At 63.3% G+C, this 19,897-nt stretch carries 15 protein-coding genes; 11 read left to right on the forward strand and 4 right to left on the reverse strand.

Annotated features, from left to right (window positions below; genetic code table 11):
* Window positions 1-6: 6 nt before the first annotated feature.
* The 8 genes from EJ074_RS22515 to glnT all read left to right on the forward strand — a co-directional run bounded on the left by EJ074_RS22515 (window position 7) and on the right by glnT (window position 8,919).
* A complete protein-coding gene (locus EJ074_RS22515; RefSeq protein WP_095809604.1) occupies window positions 7-981 on the forward strand; it encodes a CoA ester lyase in 975 nt (324 codons plus the stop codon).
* A gap of 18 nt (window positions 982-999) precedes the next feature.
* Window positions 1,000-2,184, forward strand: a complete 1,185-nt coding sequence (locus tag EJ074_RS22520; protein ID WP_095809605.1) for a malate--CoA ligase subunit beta — start codon at window positions 1,000-1,002, stop codon at window positions 2,182-2,184.
* 13 nt (window positions 2,185-2,197) lie between these two features.
* A complete protein-coding gene (gene sucD, locus EJ074_RS22525; protein WP_129553804.1) occupies window positions 2,198-3,097 on the forward strand; it encodes a succinate--CoA ligase subunit alpha in 900 nt (299 codons plus the stop codon).
* Between the two features lie 296 nt (window positions 3,098-3,393).
* Window positions 3,394-4,107, forward strand: coding sequence for an XRE family transcriptional regulator (locus EJ074_RS22530; protein ID WP_095809615.1), 714 nt, complete (start codon window positions 3,394-3,396; stop codon window positions 4,105-4,107).
* Window positions 4,108-4,510: 403 nt separating this feature from the next.
* Window positions 4,511-5,407 carry a glutamine amidotransferase family protein gene (locus tag EJ074_RS22535; RefSeq protein ID WP_129553805.1) on the forward strand — a complete coding sequence of 299 codons (897 nt, stop codon included), beginning with the start codon at window positions 4,511-4,513 and terminating at the stop codon, window positions 5,405-5,407.
* Window positions 5,408-5,412: 5 nt separating this feature from the next.
* Window positions 5,413-6,150 (forward strand): GXGXG domain-containing protein, encoded by a 738-nt coding sequence (locus EJ074_RS22540; RefSeq protein ID WP_095809610.1) that lies wholly within the window; start codon window positions 5,413-5,415, stop codon window positions 6,148-6,150.
* Window positions 6,151-6,165: 15 nt separating this feature from the next.
* Window positions 6,166-7,494 carry an FMN-binding glutamate synthase family protein gene (locus EJ074_RS22545; RefSeq protein WP_129553134.1) on the forward strand — a complete coding sequence of 443 codons (1,329 nt, stop codon included), beginning with the start codon at window positions 6,166-6,168 and terminating at the stop codon, window positions 7,492-7,494.
* Window positions 7,495-7,614: 120 nt separating this feature from the next.
* Window positions 7,615-8,919 (forward strand): type III glutamate--ammonia ligase, encoded by a 1,305-nt coding sequence (gene glnT / locus EJ074_RS22550; protein ID WP_095809614.1) that lies wholly within the window; start codon window positions 7,615-7,617, stop codon window positions 8,917-8,919.
* Window positions 8,920-9,492: 573 nt separating this feature from the next.
* Here the strand turns inward: glnT and EJ074_RS22555 are convergent.
* The 4 genes from EJ074_RS22555 to EJ074_RS22570 all read right to left on the reverse strand — a co-directional run bounded on the left by EJ074_RS22555 (window position 9,493) and on the right by EJ074_RS22570 (window position 14,674).
* Window positions 9,493-11,172 (reverse strand): formate--tetrahydrofolate ligase, encoded by a 1,680-nt coding sequence (locus tag EJ074_RS22555; protein WP_129553806.1) that lies wholly within the window; start codon window positions 11,170-11,172, stop codon window positions 9,493-9,495.
* A gap of 47 nt (window positions 11,173-11,219) precedes the next feature.
* Entirely contained in the window at window positions 11,220-12,119 is a 900-nt protein-coding gene (locus tag EJ074_RS22560; RefSeq protein ID WP_095809537.1) for a bifunctional methylenetetrahydrofolate dehydrogenase/methenyltetrahydrofolate cyclohydrolase, read from the reverse strand.
* A gap of 187 nt (window positions 12,120-12,306) precedes the next feature.
* Window positions 12,307-12,648, reverse strand: coding sequence for a hypothetical protein (locus EJ074_RS22565; protein ID WP_129553807.1), 342 nt, complete (start codon window positions 12,646-12,648; stop codon window positions 12,307-12,309).
* A 316-nt stretch (window positions 12,649-12,964) separates the two neighbouring features.
* The gene (locus tag EJ074_RS22570) at window positions 12,965-14,674 is read right to left on the reverse strand and encodes an APC family permease (protein ID WP_095809535.1); all 1,710 of its coding nucleotides are present in this window, start codon (window positions 14,672-14,674) and stop codon (window positions 12,965-12,967) included.
* Between the two features lie 342 nt (window positions 14,675-15,016).
* On the opposite strand from EJ074_RS22570, the gene EJ074_RS22575 reads away from it, so the two are divergent.
* The 3 genes from EJ074_RS22575 to EJ074_RS22585 all read left to right on the forward strand — a co-directional run bounded on the left by EJ074_RS22575 (window position 15,017) and on the right by EJ074_RS22585 (window position 19,839).
* Window positions 15,017-17,776, forward strand: coding sequence for a phosphoenolpyruvate carboxylase (locus tag EJ074_RS22575; protein ID WP_245420758.1), 2,760 nt, complete (start codon window positions 15,017-15,019; stop codon window positions 17,774-17,776).
* A 29-nt stretch (window positions 17,777-17,805) separates the two neighbouring features.
* Window positions 17,806-19,110 (forward strand): serine hydroxymethyltransferase, encoded by a 1,305-nt coding sequence (gene glyA, locus EJ074_RS22580; protein WP_095809534.1) that lies wholly within the window; start codon window positions 17,806-17,808, stop codon window positions 19,108-19,110.
* A gap of 69 nt (window positions 19,111-19,179) precedes the next feature.
* A complete protein-coding gene (locus EJ074_RS22585) occupies window positions 19,180-19,839 on the forward strand; it encodes a response regulator transcription factor (RefSeq protein WP_095809533.1) in 660 nt (219 codons plus the stop codon).
* Window positions 19,840-19,897: the final 58 nt, after the last annotated feature.

Consider the following 19,897-nt stretch of genomic DNA (forward strand, 5'->3'; position numbering starts at 1 on the left):
CGAGCCATGAGCCACACCATCAACCACCTCAAGAAACTGAGACTGCAGCGCAGCGAGCTGGCGGTGCCGGGCTCGAACCCGGAGATGATCGACAAGGCGGCCAGCAGCGCCGCCGACTTCATCTTCCTCGACATCGAGGACGCGGTGGCGCCGCCCGACAAGGAGCGCGCCCGCAACAACATCATCCAGGCGCTCAACGACATCGACTGGCGCGCCAAGGGCAAGACCGTGTCGGTGCGCATCAACGGCCTCGACACCCATTACATGTACCGCGACGTCGTCGACATCATGGAACAGGCCGGCGACAAGCTGGACACCATCCTGGTGCCGAAGGTCGGCGTGCCGGCCGACCTCTACATGGTCGAGGCGATGGTCAACCAGATCGAGATGGCCAAGGGTTACAAGACCCGCGTCGGCCTCGAGGCGCTGATCGAGACCGCGCTCGGCATGGCCAATGTCGAGGCGATCGCGGCCACCCCCGGCCGGCTGGAGGCGATGCATTTCGGCGTCGCCGACTATGCCGCCAGCACCAAGGCGCGCACCGTCAACATCGGCGGGCTCAATCCCGACTATCCCGGCGACCAATGGCACTTCGCGCTGTCGCGCATGACGGTGGCCTGCCGCGCCTACGGGCTTCGCGCCATCGACGGACCGTTCGGCGACTTCTCCGATCCGCAAGGCTACACGGCCGCCGCAAGGCGCGCCGCCGCGCTCGGCATCGAAGGCAAATGGGCGATCCACCCCTCGCAGATCGCTTTGGCCAACGAGGTGTTCTCGCCGCCGGAAAAGGAGGTCGCGCGCGCCCGCCGCATCCTCGAGGTGCTGAAGGAGGCCGAGGCGCTCGGCAAGGGCGCGGCCGCGCTCGACGGCAAGATGATCGACGCCGCCTCCGAGCGCATGGCGCGCAACGTGCTGGTGGTGAGCGAGGCGATCGAGCGCGCCGGCCAAGGCCATGGCGCGGCGCCCGGCCAGGCGCATTGAGATTCCCAGGAGGACAAGATGGACATTCACGAATACCAGGCCAAGGAACTGCTCGCCCGCCACGGCGTGCATGTGCCGCGCGGCGGGCTCGCCTACAGCCCCGAGCAGGCGACCTACCGGGCGCGCGAGATCGGCGGCTCGAAATGGGTGGTGAAGGCGCAGGTCCATTCCGGCGCGCGCGGCAAGGCCGGCGGCATCAAGCTGTGTTCCAATGACGAGGAGATCGCCAACGCCGCCGAAGCCATGCTCGGGCGCAAGCTGGTGACCCAGCAGACCGGCCCGCGCGGCAAGCTGGTGTCGCGGCTCTATGTCGAGGAGACGGTCAACATCGCGCAGGAGCTCTATCTCGGCTTCGTGCTCGACCGCAAGGCCGAGCGGGTCATGATCGTCGCCTCGGCCGCCGGCGGCATGGAGATCGAGGAGATCGCCGAGCGGCAGCCGGATTCGATCATCCGCGCCACCGTCGATCCCGGCGTCGGCATGCAGCAGTTCCAGGCGCGCGAGATCGCCTTCGGCCTCGGCCTGGAAAGCAACCTGATCGGCAAGGCCACCGAAACCATCATGGGCTGCTACCAGGTGTTCCGCGATTACGACGCCTCGATGCTGGAGATCAATCCGCTGGTGGTGACCCGCGACGGCAATCTGGTCGCGCTCGACGCCAAGATGTCGTTCGACGAGAACGCGCTGTTCCGCCGCCCGGAGATCTCGGAGCTGCGCGACAAGAGCCAGGAGGACCCGCGCGAGACCTTCGCCAGCGACCGCGGCCTGTCCTATGTCGGGCTCGACGGCAACATCGGCTGCATCATCAACGGCGCCGGGCTGGCGATGGCGACGATGGACATGATCAAGATCGCCGGCGGCGAGCCGGCCAACTTCCTCGACATCGGCGGCGGCGCCTCGCCCGAGCGGGTCGCCAAATCGTTCCGCGCCGTGCTCGGCGACAAGAATGTCGAGACCATCCTGGTCAACATCTTCGCCGGCATCAACCGCTGCGACTGGGTCGCCGAGGGCGTCATCAAGGCGATCCGCGAGGTCGGCGTCGAGGTGCCGCTGGTGGTGCGGCTGTCCGGCACCAAGGTCGAGGAAGGGCGCAAGATCCTGGCCGAGTCCGGCGAGGCGGTGATCGTCGCCGACACGCTGGCCGAAGCCGCCGAGAAGGCGGTCGCCGCCTGGCGCGAAGCCGCCAAGAAAAAAGCAGCCTGAGGGAGGTCGAGAAATGGCAATTCTGCTCAACCGCAGCACCCGCGTCATCGTGCAGGGCTTCACCGGCAAGATCGGCAGCTTCCATGCCGAGGACATGAAGCGCTACGGCACCAGGCTGGTCGGCGGCGTCACCCCCGGCAAGGGCGGCCAGAGCCATCTCGGCCTCCCCGTCTTCAACACCGTCAAGGGCGCGGTGCGCGAGACCCGCGCCGAGGCCAGCATCGTCTTCGTGCCGCCGCCCTTCGCCGCCGATTCGATCATGGAGGCGGCCGACGCCGGCATCAAGCTGTGCGTGTGCATCACCGACGGCATCCCCTCGCAGGACATGATGCAGGTCAAGCGCTACATGCGCCGCTACCGCTTCGAGGACCGCATGCGCCTCGTCGGGCCGAACTGCGCCGGGGTGATCACCCCCGGCCAGGCGCTGATGGGCATCATGCCGGGCAGCATCTACCTGCCCGGCCGCGTCGGCATCGTCGGCCGCTCCGGCACGCTCGGCTACGAGGCCGCCTCGCAGATGAAGGCGCTCGGCATCGGCGTGTCGACCAGCGTCGGCATCGGCGGCGACCCGATCAACGGCTCCTCCTTCAAGGACATTCTGCAACTGTTCGAGCAGGACGAGGACACCGACGCCGTGGTGATGATCGGCGAGATCGGCGGCCCGCAGGAGGCCGAAGCCGCGCTCTGGGCGCGCGACAACATGCGCAAGCCGCTGATCGCCTACATCGCGGGCTTGTCCGCGCCGAAGGGCCGCCGCATGGGCCATGCCGGCGCGATCATCTCGGCCTTCGGCGAATCGGCGCAGGAAAAGGTCGAGATCCTGCGCGGTGCCGGGGTCACAATTGTGCCCACGCCGGCGGATTTCGGTCCGACCGTCGCCAATGTGCTGGAACAGAGGCTGAAGGCGGCCTAAGCCCGCCTTCAGCCCAAGGCGCCTGAACTCGCCAGCATCGCGAATCGCCGGAACCGTCCGGCGGTTTTGCGTGTGATGGCGCATGGTGAGAGATCATGAATGAAGCGGCGTGTATGGCCCTGCGCTTCGCGCCGGCAGGAGACCTGCCGTTCACGGGCGCGACCGGCACTCATGTTGCTGACCCGCAGATATTCTTGATGCGGTAACATTCGTCGCATCTGCCCCCTTCCGGTTGCATCCGGTTCAGCCTCTGTTTACTGTGGGTAAAAACAGTGGCGAACCGAATAGGCGGAGCTATGGCGGCGAAGAAGTCGAGAAGGAAGCCGGCGCAGGAAAGCGCGAACGCTGAGACACGCAGGGCGGACCGCTCTCTTGCCAGGGTTTCCCCGCTTAAGCAGAATCCGCATGCCGTAAAGGATACGCGCGAAAAGGTACTCGAAGTCGCGATCGGCCATGAGGTGCGTGCGTTTCGGAAAAAGCTTGGAATAACCGTGGCTGATCTGGCGGCGACGACCAATCTCTCCCTGGGTATGCTGTCCAAGATCGAGAATGGAATCACGTCGCCGTCGCTGACAACGTTGCAGACATTGTCGCGCGCGCTTGGTGTGCCGCTGACCGCATTCCTGCGGCGCTATGAGGAAGATCGCAAGGGCGTCTTCGTCAAAGCGGGCGAGGGTTTGGATGTAGAACGCCGCGGAACGCGCGCCGGACACCAGTACAATCTGCTTGGATATATTGCATCAAATACCGCCGGTGTCCTGGTCGAGCCGTACCTGATCACGCTCACCGAGGACTCGGATGTGTTTCCGACATTCCAGCACGATGGGATGGAGTTTCTCTACATGCTGGAGGGCGAAGTCGTTTATCGCCACGGGAGCAATCTTTATCGGATGCTTCCCGGCGATAGCCTGTTCTTCGACGCGGATGCCCCGCATGGTCCGGAGGAACTGACAAAGCTGCCGATCCGCTACCTGTCCATCATTTCCTACCGCCAGAGCAACGGCGACTAGACAAGACAGATTCTCTGGTGCCGACTCATTTCACTGAGGGTGATTTGGAACGACCGATCCGGATCGGCCTGCTCCGACTGACCGCCTAGGCGACACGCGCTTTTAGGTCTTTGTCTTTATGCATGTCGTTTTGGCAAAACCGCTGCACAGTTTTGCGCGACATGCAGTGCGAGTTGCGGCTTCAGATTTCGGCCGATCGCGTTGCCGAGCTGCCGTCCGACTCCTCCCTTTTCCAAGCCCGACAGCACCGCTGCAGCGCCTGCGGCCGGCGGCTGGCGCGCCATTGCGCCGCGAAATCGGCCGCTCCTTTCTTTTCAGGAAAAAAAAATTCATACCAGTTGAGTTCCTGCTGTGAAGCTGCTACGTCTTTCGCATCAGGCTGCAACCGTCGCGAGGTGATGTGATGTGTGGAATTGTCGGACTTTTCTTGAAGGACAAGGCACTTGAGCCCAAGCTTGGCTCGATGCTGTCGGAGATGCTGGTCCTGCTGACCGACCGCGGGCCAGACAGCGCCGGCATCGCTATCTACGGAGGCGGCCAGAAGGACCGTGCCAAGATCACAGTCCAATCGCCGTCGCCGTCCCGCGACTTTCCGGAACTGGCTACCGATCTCGGCAACAAGATCGGCGCCAAGATATCGGCGACCATCAAGTCCACGCATGCGGTGTTGGACGTGCCGCTGGCCAAAGCGGAGGAGGCGCGCGCCGCACTGCTTGAACTGCGTCCCAGCTTGCGGGTCATGGGGGCGGGCCAATCGATCGAGATCTACAAGGAGGTCGGCCTTCCGGAAGCCGTGGTGGAACGCTTCGACGTGCGCTCGATGACCGGCACGCACGGCATCGGCCACACCCGCATGGCGACGGAATCGGCGGTGACCACACTGGGCGCCCACCCGTTCTCGACCGGCGCCGACCAGTGCCTGGTGCACAATGGATCGCTGTCCAACCACAACAATGTCCGCCGCGAGCTGGTGCGCGAGGGCATGAAATTCGAGACCGAGAACGACACTGAGGTGGCGGCCGCCTATCTCTCCAACAGAATGGCGCATGGCAAGAAACTCGGCGAGGCGCTGGAGGGCACGCTGTCCGACCTCGACGGTTTCTACACCTTCGTCGTCGGCACCAAGAACGGCTTCGGCGTGGTGCGCGATCCGATCGCCTGCAAGCCGGCGGTGATGGCCGAAACCGAACAGTATGTCGCCTTCGGCTCCGAATATCGGGCGCTCGCAAATCTGCCCGGGATCGAGAACGCCAAAGTCTGGGAACCGGAACCTGCAACCGTCTATTTCTGGGAGCATTGAGCATCATGAATATTTCGAATGTGGCCACCGCGCCGGCGCGTGAGGTGGACTTTCCCGAGCGTGTCTTTGATCTCGCAAAAAGGTCGCTGCGCGAGCTCAACCAGGCGCTTCATCAACTGACCCCCGGCTCGAACGAGACCGCGTGGGAGGTGCTCAACCCGAAAGGCAGCCATTCCGTCGCCGTCGGCGTCGACCAGCCGGTCGCCGTCGATGTGCGCGGCAGCGTCGGCTATTATTGCGGCGGCATGAATGCCGGCGGCGCGATCACCGTGCATGGCTCGGCCGGGCCCGGCGTCGGCGAGAACATGATGTCGGGCTCGATCGTGGTCAAAGGCGACGCCAGCCAGTATGCCGGCGCCACCGGCCGCGGCGGGCTGCTGGTCATCGAGGGCAACGCCTCCTCGCGCTGCGGCATCTCGATGAAGGGCATCGACATCGTCGTGCACGGCAATGTCGGCCACATGTCGGCGTTCATGGCGCAGTCGGGCAATCTGGTGGTGCTGGGCGATGCCGGCGATGCGCTCGGCGATTCCATCTACGAGGCGCGGCTGTTCGTGCGCGGCAAGGTCGGCAGCCTGGGCGCCGACTGCATCGCCAAGGAGATGCGGCCGGAGCACCTCGAACTGTTGCAGGGCCTGCTCGACAGGGCCGGCGTGACCGGCGTCAAGGCGGCGGAATTCAAGCGCTACGGCTCGGCCCGCACGCTCTACAACTTCAACATCGACAACGCCGACGCGTATTGAGAGGGACCCATCAAAATGACCTATCACAATCCGCCGACGACGCCGCGCAAATCCGCGACCTTCGACGACTACACGCTTTCCGAGATCCGCCGCGCGGCAGCGACCGGCATCTATGACATCCGCGGCGCCGGCGCCAAGCGCAAGCTGCCGCATTTCGACGACCTGCTGTTCCTCGGCGCCTCGATCTCGCGCTATCCGCTGGAAGGCTATCGCGAGCGCTGCGACACCTCGGTGGTGCTCGGCACGCGCCACGCCAGGAAGCCGATCGAATTGAAGATCCCGATCACCATCGCCGGCATGAGCTTCGGCTCGCTGTCGGGCCCGGCCAAGGAGGCGCTCGGCCGCGGCGCCACGCTCTCCGGCACCTCGACCACCACCGGCGACGGCGGCATGACCGAGGAAGAGCGCGGCCATTCCAAGCAGCTGGTCTACCAGTACCTGCCGTCGCGCTACGGCATGAACCCGCGCGACCTGCGCCGCGCCGACGCCATCGAGGTGGTCGTCGGCCAGGGCGCCAAGCCCGGCGGCGGCGGCATGCTGCTCGGCCAGAAGATCTCCGACCGCGTCGCCGAGATGCGCACGCTGCCCAAGGGCATCGACCAGCGCTCGGCCTGTCGCCATCCCGACTGGACCGGGCCGGACGATCTCGAGATCAAGATCCTGGAACTGCGCGAGATCACCGACTGGGAAAAGCCGATCTATGTCAAGGTCGGCGGGGCACGGCCCTATTACGACACCGCGCTTGCGGTGAAGGCCGGCGCCGACGTCGTCGTCGTCGACGGCATGCAGGGCGGCACGGCGGCGACGCAGGAAGTGTTCATCGAGAATGTCGGCCAGCCGACGCTGGCCTGCATCCGGCCGGCGGTGCAGGCGCTGCAGGACCTCGGCATGCACCGCAAGGTGCAGCTGATCGTCTCCGGCGGCATCCGCAACGGCGCCGACGTCGCCAAGGCGCTGGCGCTCGGCGTCGACGCGGTTTCGATCGGCACCGCGGCGCTGGTCGCGCTCGGCGACAACGATCCGCGCTGGGAAGCCGACTACAACGCGCTCGGCAGCACGGCCGGCGCCTATGACGACTGGCACGAGGGCCGCGACCCGGCCGGCATCACCACGCAGGACCCCGAATTGATGAAGCGGGTCGACCCGATCGCCGCCGGACGGCGGCTGGCGAACTACCTCAAGGTGATGACGCTCGAGGCGCAGACCATTGCCCGCGCCTGCGGCAAGAACAGCCTGCACAATCTCGAGCCCGAGGATCTCGTCGCGCTCTCCATCGAAGCCGCCGCCATGGCCGGCGTGCCGCTCGCCGGCACCAGCTGGATCCCGGGGAAGGGAGGTCTTTAAGGACAGCCAGCCGTCCCAAGAGAACGAAAACGTCAACGAGGCGCCAGAGAAAGAAATCGTCTGGCGCCGCACAGGGGAATCGCAATGAACAAGATGGTCGATACGAATGTAGACGCCGGGATGAGCGATCTGCGGGAATTCGCTGCGGCACGGGGCGTCAAGTATTTCATGATCTCCTACACCGACCTGTTCGGTGGGCAGCGCGCCAAGCTGGTGCCGGCGCAGGCGATCGCCGACATGCAGAAGGACGGTGCCGGCTTTGCCGGCTTCGCCACCTGGCTCGACCTGACGCCGGCGCATCCCGACATGCTGGCGGTGCCGGATGCGTCCTCGGTCATTCAGCTACCGTGGAAGCCGGACGTTGCATGGCTGGCTTCCGACTGCCTCATGGAAGGCAAGAGCGTCGCCCAGGCGCCGCGCAACACGCTGAAGCGGCTGGTCGCCGAGGCTGCGGAACTTGGGATGTCGGTCAAGACCGGCGTCGAGCCGGAATTCTTCCTTGTCACCCCGGATGGCAAGCAGATTTCAGACGAATACGATACGGCGTCAAAATCCTGCTACGACCAGCAGGCGGTCATGCGCCGCTACGACGTCATCGCCGAGATCTGCGATGCCATGCTGTCGCTCGGCTGGGGCCCGTATCAGAACGACCACGAGGACGCCAACGGCCAGTTCGAGATGAACTGGGCCTTCGACAACGTGCTGGCGACGGCCGACAAGCATTCCTTCTTCAAGTTCATGGTGCGCTCGATCGCCGAGAAACATGGCCTGCGCGCGACCTTCATGCCTAAGCCCTTCCAGGGGCTGACCGGCAATGGCTGCCATGCCCATATTTCTGTTTGGGATCTGGCAGGTCAGTCCAACGCGTTCGCCGACAAAAGCATGCCCCTTGGGCTGTCCGAACAAGGCAAGCACTTCCTTGGCGGCATCATGAAGCACGCTTCGGCGCTTGCCGCGATCACCAATCCGACGGTCAATTCCTACAAGCGCATCAACGCGCCGCGCACGATCTCGGGCGCGACCTGGGCGCCGAACACGGTGACCTGGACCGGCAACAACCGCACCCACATGGTGCGCGTGCCCGGCCCCGGCCGCTTCGAGCTGCGCCTGCCGGACGGCGCCGCCAACCCCTATCTGCTGCAGGCGGTGATCATCGCCGCCGGCCTCGACGGCATCCGCTCCAAGGCCGATCCGGGGCCGCGCAGCGATGTCGACATGTACAAGGAAGGTCACACCATCAAGCACGGCGCCAAGTTGCCTCTTAATCTGCTGGATGCTCTGCGCGCCTATGACAAGGACAAATCGTTGAAGGCAGCAATGGGTGAAGAGTTCTCATCCGCCTATCTGAAGCTCAAGCAACAGGAATGGAACTCCTTCGTATCGCACTTCACCCAATGGGAGCGCGACAACACTCTGGACGTGTAAGTCCTCCCACCTTCAAGACATGTTCCAGGATGCGGCGCCGTTTGGCGCCGCATTTGCGTTGAATACCGCCTCTCGCGCATGGACCCACGCGAAGATGGCATTCAGCCGGAGCAAATGCACAAGCCGTTATCCACCACGAACCGAAGGATCCATATATCTGGAAAGGCCGAGGACCGCGCCAGGCGTGAGGGAAACTCGGCCTGCAGTCCACTTTGGATGTCGGAGATAAGGTAAGCTGAGGGCCGCTGCAGCTCTGACGGCAATCGCCTCGTGGGGTACCGGATGGCCTTCCGCCAATCGGTAGAGCCCATGGTGACACCAAGGAATTCCCAGTCCGAGGCTTCCCTTGGGAGTTCAAATCGGCCTCAATCCGTCCGCGCCATCGACATCCGCCCATTCCTGACCCGCGTTTGATGCCGAACGCAAGGCGCAGCTGTTCATCTCTCACAACCATCGAGCGGTTCGAATCCATCGTTCTGCCTCCGTCTGGAACGAGGGACAGAGCGTCTCGGATGCGAAAAGGGCGCCGCGTTGCCGCGGCGCCCTTTGGCAGTCAGGTCAGCCGATCCTAAATTAGAACAGGCCTTCGATCTGGCCGGTCTCGTTGAGGAAGATCTTTTCCGAGGACGGCGCCTTGGGCAGGCCGGGCATGGTCATGACCTCGCCGCAGATGATGACGACGAAGCCGGCGCCGGCGGCCAGCCTGACCTCGCGCACCGGCACGGTGTGGCCGGTCGGCGCGCCGCGCAGGTTGGGATCGGTCGAGAAGGAATACTGGGTCTTGGCCATGCACACCGGCAGCTTGCCGTAGCCGGCCTGCTCCCAGGCATGCAGCTGGTCGCGGATCGACTTGTCGGCGATCGCCTCGTCGCCGCGGTAGATGCGCTTGACGATGGTGTTGACCTTCTCGAACAGCGGCATCTCGTCGGGATAGAGCGGCGAGAACTGCGAAGCGCCGGATTCGGCGATCTCGACCACCTTCCTGGCCAGGTCCTCAATGCCGGCCGAGCCCTGCGCCCAGTGCTTGCACAGGATCGCCTCGGCGCCCTGCGCCTTGACGAAGTCCTTCATCGCCTGGACCTCGGCCTCGGTGTCGGTGGTGAAGTGGTTGATCGCCACCACCGCCGGCACGCCGAACTGCTTGACGTTCTCGATGTGGCGGCCGAGGTTGAGGCAGCCCTTCCTGACCGCCTCGATGTTCTCCTTGCCGAGCTCCTCCTTCTTGATGCCGCCATTCATCTTCATGGCCCGCACGGTGGCGACGATGACGGCCGCCGCCGGCTTCAGCCCCGCCTTGCGACACTTGATGTCGAAGAACTTCTCGGCGCCGAGGTCGGCGCCGAAGCCGGCTTCGGTGACGACGTAGTCGGCAAGCTTGAGCGCCGTCGTGGTGGCGACCACCGAGTTGCAGCCATGCGCGATGTTGGCGAACGGGCCGCCATGCACGAAGGCCGGATTGTTCTCCAGCGTCTGCACCAGGTTGGGCTGCATGGCGTCCTTCAAAAGCACCGCCATGGCGCCGTCGGCCTTGAGGTCGCGGGCATAGACCGGCGACTTGTCGCGGCGGTAGGCGACGATGATGTCGCCGAGGCGCTTCTCGAGGTCCTTGAGGTCGGTGGCCAGGCACAGGATCGCCATCACCTCGGAGGCGACGGTGATGTCGAAGCCGGCCTCGCGCGGGTAGCCGTTGGCGACGCCGCCGAGCGAGCAGATGATCTCGCGCAGCGCGCGGTCGTTCATGTCCATGACGCGGCGCCAGGCGACGCGGCGGGTGTCGATGCCGAGCTCGTTGCCCCAGTAGATGTGATTGTCGATCAGCGCCGACAGCAGGTTGTGGGCGGTGGTGATGGCGTGGAAGTCGCCGGTGAAATGCAGGTTCATGTCCTCCATCGGCACCACCTGCGCCAGGCCGCCGCCGGCAGCGCCGCCCTTGACGCCGAAGTTCGGGCCGAGCGAGGCCTCGCGGATGCACACGATCGCCTTCTTGCCGATGCGGTTCAGGCCGTCGCCGAGGCCGACCGTGGTCGTGGTCTTGCCCTCGCCGGCCGGCGTCGGGTTGATCGCGGTGACCAGGATCAGCTTGCCGTCCCGGTTGCCCTTCACCGACTTGATGAACTCGGCCGAGACCTTCGCCTTATCATGGCCATAGGGCAAAAGATGCTCGTGCGGAATGCCGATCTTGGCGCCGATCTCCTGGATCTGCTTCTTCTTGGCGGCGCGCGCGATTTCGATGTCGGACTTGAATTCAGCCATGGGAATTGCCTCGAAGATCGGGTTGTCGGGAATGTATGCTGCCGGACCTAGAACTGTGGCCTCGGCAGGTTGCTGGCGAGATAGGCCGAGGTCAGCGTGTTGGCCATCAACAATGCGATGGTCATTGGGCCCACGCCGCCGGGTACGGGTGTTATTGCGCCGGCGTGGTCCGCCGCCTCGGCATAGGCGACGTCGCCGACCAGGCGGTTCTTGCCGTTGCCCTTCTCCGGCGCGGCGATGCGGTTGATGCCGACATCAATAACCGTGGTTCCGGGCTTCACCCATTCACCCCTGATCATTTCCGGCCGGCCGACAGCCGCGACGAGGATGTCGGCACCACGGCAGAGCTCGGGCAAATTTTTGGTCCGGCTGTGAGCGACGGTGACCGTGGCGTTCGCGGCAAGCAAGAGGTTCGCCATCGGCTTGCCAACAATGTTGGAGCGGCCCACGACGACAGCGTTTAGACCCGAAAGATCCTTGCCGTGCACGCGCTCGATCAACAGCATCGAACCGGCAGGTGTGCAGGGAACGAAAGCCGTATCGAGCTCACCAGTGCCGAGCTTGCCGACATTGACGAAGTGGAAGCCGTCGACGTCCTTCTCCGGCGCAATCGTCTGGATCACCTTGCCTGCATCGATGTGGCCTGGGAGCGGCAGCTGCACCAGAATGCCATGGATCGTCCGGTCACGGTTCAAGACCTCGATCAGGTCGATCAGGTAGGCTTCGCTGGTATCGGCGGGCAGCGTATGCTGCAGGGAATTGAAGCCGCATTCCTTCGCCGTACGCGACTTCGCTGCTACATAGACCTGGCTTGCCGGATCCTCCCCGACGATGATCACCGCAAGGCCCGGCGTTACATTCCTGGAGGCAGCCAGGTCGCTGCTCGCGCTTGTCACCTTTGCAATCACGCTGGCGGCAGCCGCCTTGCCGTCGATCACCTCAGCCATTGCCTCTCTCCGCTCCTGGGAATGAATGCCAACGGCACATCATGCGATGCCCTCAGCCGGCCGAACTCGCAATATGGTTGGCAAAAAGCTTGCAACCATTTGCGCGGCAAGTCAACTGTAAGGAAAGAATATTTCATATGAAGAAAATGAAATTTCGCCTCTGTCCATTTCGAATGTGCGGGGCGGCCTAGGCCAGACCTTCCTGCCACTCGACCGGCGCTACCATGTTCTGGCAATAGCGCTGAACCAGCCCGGCCCAGTCACCATAGGTATGGGTTCTGCCCGTAGGCGCCGGGGCATCCAGCCTGCGCGCCAGGACGGCAAGAACGTCGGATGTGCGCATCGGCACGAGGTCGGTGCAATCGCGCATCGCCGAGACAACCTCGGTGACGGGAAAGCACCGGCCTTCCACCGAGACGCGGTGCCTGTGGATGGCGTCAGGGCTGGTTTCGATCGCCTCAAGGGCCTCATGAAAGGCCTGCTGGAGTGTTATGGGCGAGTGTCCATCGTGGAGGGCAGGCAGTTTCATCGGCATCATCTCCAATCCTTGGCAGAAACGATCCTGAAGATGCGCATTCGCAGGCTCCCGGGAGGACCGCCATCAGACATCTCTGTTGCGCCCTGGTTTTACCATAAGGAAATAAAGTTGCACAGAGGGCAAGTTCGACCGCGCACCGATATTCGGCATACGGCGTTGCGGTCGTTCGATGGAAACGCCGGTCGCCGGTGCAAAAAAGAAGCCACCGCCTGCGCGGGCAGGGCGGTGGCTGAACAACCGCGGTTCAGGGTAAACGCGGTCCGGGAGGCGATTTTGTCCGTTCAGCCGGTGGCTGAATCCGTGCTGCTCAGAGAACAAAGAACCAGTTGGCGATGAGCACCACGACCACACCCGCCACCAGCGTCAGGTAGGGCAGGATGCCAGCTTTCCTGGTCGCGAGATCGGCGGAATTCATGCCGAGATCGTCCAGCATGTGGTCCGGGAACTTGCCACCGTCCTGGATGTAGTGTCGGAAGCAGAACACCGGGATGATCAGCGCTGCGGTAATCAGGCCAGCCCACAATGCCATCGGGTTCCACACCTTGGCCCCGGCACCCATGAACATGGCGTTGACGAAGGCGAAGACCGCCCCGGTCGCCAGCAGCCAGGTCGGCGCCTTCCAGGGCCGATCGATATGGCCGTTGTCGATGCGGTGGATCCAGCCGGAGTTGAGGTTGAGGAAGTTGAAGATGATGTAGCCGCAGTTCGACACGGCCAGGATGAAGAAGAAGCTCGTCGCGTCGGCCGAAGCGATTGCCAGCACGATCAGGTTGAAGCAGAGGTCGGTCCACATTGCACGCGTCGGCGCGCCGTGTTCGTTGACGTGGCTGAGATAGCGCGGCAGCCAGCCATCGACCGAACCCTGGTAGAGGGTGCGCGAAGACCCGGCCATCGCCGTCATGATGCAGAGCACCAGTGCCAGGATCATCAGCATCACCAGCAAGGCGTGAACCAACTGGCCGCCGCCAACCATGCCAGCCAGCGCGTCTGCGACGCCCGAGCCATCGACGATCGGCGTCGCCAGCATGCCGTTCAGGCCCAGCACGCCCTGGAAGGTGAAGGGCACCAGGATGAACAGCAGCATGCACAGCAGGCCGGAATAGAAGATGGCCTTGAAGGTGTCGGTGCCAGGGTTCTTGAATTCGGACGTGTAGCAGACCGCGGTCTCGAAGCCGTAGGTCGACCAGGCCGCGATAAACATGCCGCCGAGCGCCAGCGTCCATCCCGCGATGTTCCAGGTGCCGGGTTCGGGCGCGTAGGCGGCCGCGAGCGGCACCAGCGGCGAGAAGTTGTCATAGTTGATCTGTCCGGTGAAGAACGGGACGACACCGACGATCAGCATCGGGACGATCACCAACAGACCAATGTATTTCTGCACGCTGGCGGTCCCCAGAATGCCGCGATGCTGGATCGCGAAGATCATCAGCATCAGGACCGCGCCGATGAAGAAGGTAGCGTTGAGCGAAAAGCTGACAGGCCCGAGCACGTGACTGTAGAGCGTCCAGTTGCGGACGGCAGGCGTTGCGGCGGCCGTCACTGCCGTAATGGCGTCGGCGGCACTCGTGCCGGCGTGGGCGCCGATGTAGGCCAGGACCTCCGGAGAGTTCTCGGTGAAGATCGGCACCGGCGCCAGCGAGTTGAGGATATACGCTGCAGCGATGGAGCAGCCGAGCGACAGCACCGGCGACCACGCGAACCAGTTGCACCAGACCGACAACGGCGCGATCAACTTCGAATAACGCAGCCACGCCGTCGCGCCATAGACCGACGCGCCGCCGGATTTGTTCGGAAACAGACCGGCGATTTCAGCATAGGTGAACGACTGGATGAAACCCATGATCATGGACACGGTCCAGATCAGGAAGGCAAGCTTGCCGGTCGTCCCGGCAATGCCGCCAATCGAGAACAGGACGAGGGCGGGGACGCCGCTTGCCACCCAGAAGGCGCCTCGCCAGTCAATGGTTCTATGCAGTTGCCCCGCGGCTCCTTCAGTGTAGGTGTCCGTTAAAGCGCTCATGGCTTTGAATCCCCATTGTTCGAGTTTTGAGTGTCCCAGCGGGCCGGCTTCTCCTTGCCGGGGGTCCTGTTTCCTGTCAGGCTTGTTTTTTCCTAATAATAAAGTCTGGCTGCAATCGGCACTTCCGTCAAGCTGTTTTGTGCGCTTACCCCCAGACGGCGCGAGGGCCGGATAGCTGCGCTGCTCCCGGCACCCATAAGGCCAATCATTCCACCACCCGAACGAATGGGGATTCTACCCATCCGGGCGTTTCCAAACTTGAGTGAAACGGTGTCTGCTGGTATATCCGCGTATCCACTAGTATGAAAAAAAAATTCATGGTAGGAATTTTGGAGTTCAGTCATGCTCGTTGAGGACATCGGACGGATGTTAAGCAGTGACAGCCTGGCCCAAGCACGCGCCGCCGCGCCGGAGGAGGGGCGTCCCGTCAGTTTCCGCGAGGACGTGCGCAGCCTGCTGCTGCGGCTGCTTGTGTCGGTGGTGAAAGAACGGGAGCCCGAGGTTGCGGCGCTTCTGACCGGACAAGTCAGCATCGGTGAGCTGGAGGAACGGTACCGCATTCCTGCCCTGCAGGCGACCGGCATCTGGTTTCAACTGCTGACGATTTCAAACGAGCTGCTGGCGATCCGCTCGCGTCGCGAGCTGGAGCAGGCCGGAGGTGCCGACGACGTCGTTGGTTCGTTTGCCAACGTGGCCGCCGAGGCCGCCGCCGGTGGCTATTCGGCCGAAATGGTGCAGGAGGTGATGGACGGACTCTGGGTCGGCCCGACCATGACCGCGCATCCGACCGAAGCCAAGCGCGTCACCGTGCTGCAAATCCATCGCCGAATCTATCGCAAGTTGACCGAAATCGAGCAACAGCGTTGGGCGCCGCGTGAGCGCGACCTGCTCGTCGATGACCTGCGTGGCGAGATCGAGTTGTTATGGGCGACCGGCGAGCTCAGGATCGAGCGCCCATCGGTCGAGCGCGAGATCGCCTGGGGCCTGCATTTCTTCCGCGAGGTTATCTTCGAGGCCACTCCGATACTCTACGAAACCGTCGAGCTGGCTCTACGACGCCATTTTCCGAACTACGAGCTGAAGGTTCCGTCGTTCATGCGTTACGCCTCCTGGATCGGCGGCGATCGCGACGGCAATCCCAACGTTACGGCACGCACGACAGCCTTTGCGCTATCGGAAAACCGCAAGGCCGCTGTCGAGTGGCACATCCGTCAACTTCGCCGAATGGTGACGGTGCTCAGTGTCAGCGCCAACGTCGTAGACATTCCGGATTCCTTCCAACAGGCTCTCGAGCGCGCGCTGGCGGCCAGCGGTGCCGCAGCGGAGATACCGGCGCGGAACCCCAACGAGCCGTTCCGCCAGTTCGCAGCCGCTCTGCTTGCCCGCCTGGAGATGAATGTCGGCAAGGGGCAGGGTACAGCCTACCCGAACGTGGAGGCCTTCATCGCCGATCTTCGCTGTCTGGAGAAGGCGCTCGATCAGGTCGGCGCCCGCACCGCTGCTCGTCGCCTGGTTCGGCCTGTCGTGCGACAAGCCGAAAGCTTCGGTTTCAGCACGGTAGCGCTCGACATCCGCCAGAACTCGACCGTGGTGAATCGTGTGCTGGCCGAACTCCTTGCCGCCGGCAAGCCCGGCGAGCAAGCACCGCAGCCTGACACGGCCAAATGGTCGCAACGTATCCGCGAGATTCTGCGTAACGGCGAAAGACCGAAAATCGACCTCGAACGGGTGTCCGATGAAGCTCGCGAATTGGTCGATCTGATGACCGTGGTGCGGGATGCGGCGGCCGAGCGAAGTGGCGCCATTGGGGCATTCATTCTGAGCATGACCCGCTCGGCGGATGATATTCTTTCCGTCTACGCGCTCGCACAATTTTGCGGATTGGCGACGGCTGCCGACGGCAGCGGCACCATCAATCTTCAGGTGGTTCCGCTGTTCGAAACGATCGCCGATCTGCGCGCGGCGCCGGCAATTCTCGAGCAACTTATCGATGTGTCGATCGTTCGCCGCTCTGTCCGCGAATTCGGCAACCGACAGGAAATCATGCTGGGCTATTCCGATTCCAACAAGGATGGCGGCTTCCTGGCGGCCAACTGGGAACTGAACAAGGCGCAAAAGCGTCTCGCTGCCCTCGGCGCCAAACGAGGCATCGGCATCCGTTTCTTCCATGGACGTGGCGGTTCCGTCAGCCGCGGCGGAGCGCCGACGGGCCGGGCCATTGCCGCGCAACCCGCCGGCACGGTGGCCGGGGCGATGCGGGTGACCGAACAGGGCGAGGTAGTCTCTTCGAAATTCGCAAATCGCGGCACGGGGCTGCATCAGCTGGAGATCCTCGCCGCCAGTGTGTTCGCGCACAGCCTGAAGTCTGCGAACGAAGCGGAGCTGCGCGACAACCCGGAATTCAATGAAGCGCTCGAGGCGCTTACCGGCATGTCGCAGGCGGCCTATGCCGGCCTTATCGGCGAGCCCGGTTTCATCGGCTATTTCAACCAGGCAAGCCCGGTCGAAGAGTTGGCGCTTCTGAAGATCGGCTCCCGTCCGGCCCGGCGTTTCGGCGCGCGCGACATTGCTGATCTGCGGGCGATTCCCTGGGTTTTCGCCTGGAGCCAAAATCGCCATCTGCTGACCGGCTGGTACGGTATCGGGAGCGCCATCAACGCGTTCGTGACGGTTCGCGGAGAGTCCGGTCGCGAACTGCTGCGCCAGCTGTTTGAGCGCTCACGCTTCTTTCGTCTTGTCATCGATGAGGTCGACAAGACGCTTTACCAGGCGGATATGGATATCGGTCGCCAATATGCCGAACTCGTCAGCGACCGCGAGATCGGCGAGCGCATCTACCGCAAGATTGCCGCCGAATACGCCCTGACCAGCCGAATGATCGTCGATATCGCCGGTGGCACCGATTTTTCGCTGCGCTTTCCGGCGTTCAAGCGCAGTTTCGACCGCATCAGGCCGGAGATGGACAGCATCCACGCCTTGCAGGTCACACTTCTGCAGGAGGTGCGCGAGCGCGCCAAGGCCTCTTCCGGCTCGCAGCGGGCCGTCAACGCGCTCCTTCTTTCGATCAATTGCATCTCAGCCGGACTCGGCTGGACCGGATAGCGCCGGGCGACGCGCAGAGGGAGGAACACATGAACATACCCACAAGGCCAGGCGTCGGCAGCCTGGTTCAATTCTTTCGCGCAGGCGTGGCTCAAAGCGATGCGGCCGTCAGTGACGCAATGCAGCGCGAACTGCACCGGCAGCGCGACGAGATCGAATTGATCGCATCGGAAAACATCGTCTCCAAGGCGGTGCTCGAGGCGCAAGGGTCCGTGCTCACCAACAAATATGCCGAAGGCTATCCGGGCCGCCGCTATTATGGCGGATGCCAGTATGTCGACGAAGTCGAGGATCTGGCGCGGGAGCGGGCGAAGAGCCTGTTCGACTGCCGCTATGTCAATGTCCAGCCGCATTCGGGCAGCCAGGCAAACCAGTCCGTGTTCATGGCGCTGATGCAGCCCGGCGACACGTTCATGGGATTGAACTTGGCAGCCGGCGGACATCTTACCCACGGCTCGCCAGTGAACCAGTCGGGCAAGTGGTTCAACGTGGTCTCGTACGGGGTGCGGCAGCAGGACCAGCGCATCGATCTGGACGAAGTCCGGGATCTGGCGCGCAAGCACAGGCCGAAAGTAATCCTTGCGGGCGGTTCGGCCTATCCGCGCGTCATCGATTTTGCGGCGTTTCGCGAAATATGCGACGAGGTCAACGCAAAATTGTTCGTCGATATGGCGCATTTTGCCGGCCTCGTCGCCGGCGGCGTGCATCCTAGTCCGTTGCCGCATGCGCATGTGGTTACGACCACGACGCACAAGACGCTGCGCGGTCCGCGCGGGGGCATGGTGCTGTCCAATGACGAGGACATCGGCAAGAAGATCAGTTCCTCGGTGTTTCCGGGCCTGCAGGGCGGCCCGCTGATGCATGTCATTGCCGCCAAGGCAGTCGCCTTCGGCGAGGCGCTGACGCCGCAGTTCCGGAGCTACGCGACCAATGTGGTGGCCAACGCAAAGGAACTCGCAGATATATTGGTATCGGGTGGTGTCGACATCGTGTCGGGAGGTACCGACACACATCTCATGCTTGTCGACCTCAGGCGCAAGAATTTGACCGGCAAGGCCGTCGAAGCCGCGCTTGGGCGCGCCCACATCACCTGCAACAAGAATGGCATCCCGTTCGATCCGCAGGGACCGGCAGTCACTTCTGGCGTTCGCCTGGGCACGCCAGCCTGCACCACGCGCGGCTTCCTCGCCGATGAGTTTCGCCTGGTCGGGCAACTGACGATGAAGGTGATCGACGGCCTGTCGGCCAACGGTGAGCAAGGCAACGGTGAAGTTGAGGCGAATGTGCGCGAAGAGGTCGCTGCGCTGCTTCGCCGGTTCCCGATCTACAATTGAAGAACCGTGTCAGGACAATTGGCAAACGAGGTTGATGAGCTGCGGCACGGGGAGCTTTCGGGTTCAGAAATGAACGCCGCGCCGGTGTCCGCCAATGGCACGTTCAAGGTGCTTGTTGGCGAGCGCAACCCGCTGGTGGTGACCGCACTCGGCGGCATGATCGATCGCGACAGCCGGTTCGAGATGGTCGGCAGCGTCCAGACCGGTGAAGCGTTCCTGGATTCAGTCGCCCAAGGCCAACCGGCGTTCGACATCGCGGTGCTGGGCTGGAAGCTCTCCGACATGGACGGCGGCATGGTGCTGTCGGAGTTGCAGCGACGAAAGCTTTCCGCGCGCGTCATCATTTTCTCCAACGACCACGACGTGGCGATCCTGAAGCAATGCGTGCACCTTGGCGTACAGGGGTTTTGCTACCAGTTCGAGGATCCCTGCATACTTTTCGACACGCTGCTGGCGGTCGCGCACGGCCGTATCTGCATCCCCTATGTCGATGTTTCAAGAATCAACGAGTCGCCGCTTTCGAAGCTCACGCCGCGCGAGCGGGAGCTTCTCAGCGTTCTTGCCGATGGCTGGACGAACCTGCAGATCGCCACACGTACCGGGATCTCGGAAAATACGGTGAAATACCATCTGAAGAACCTGTATGACAAACTCGATGTCCGTAACCGCGCGATGGCGGTCGGTCTGTTTGCGAGCGAGAGAAACCGTGGCTCCCAACGAAACTCTTAAAGCGGGTCGCGCTGAAGGGGATCCAGGCTGCACACTTTTGCGCGACGCGCAGTAAAGC

This window comes from Mesorhizobium sp. M3A.F.Ca.ET.080.04.2.1 (genome assembly GCF_003952525.1).
Taxonomy (GTDB): Bacteria; Pseudomonadota; Alphaproteobacteria; order Rhizobiales; family Rhizobiaceae; genus Mesorhizobium.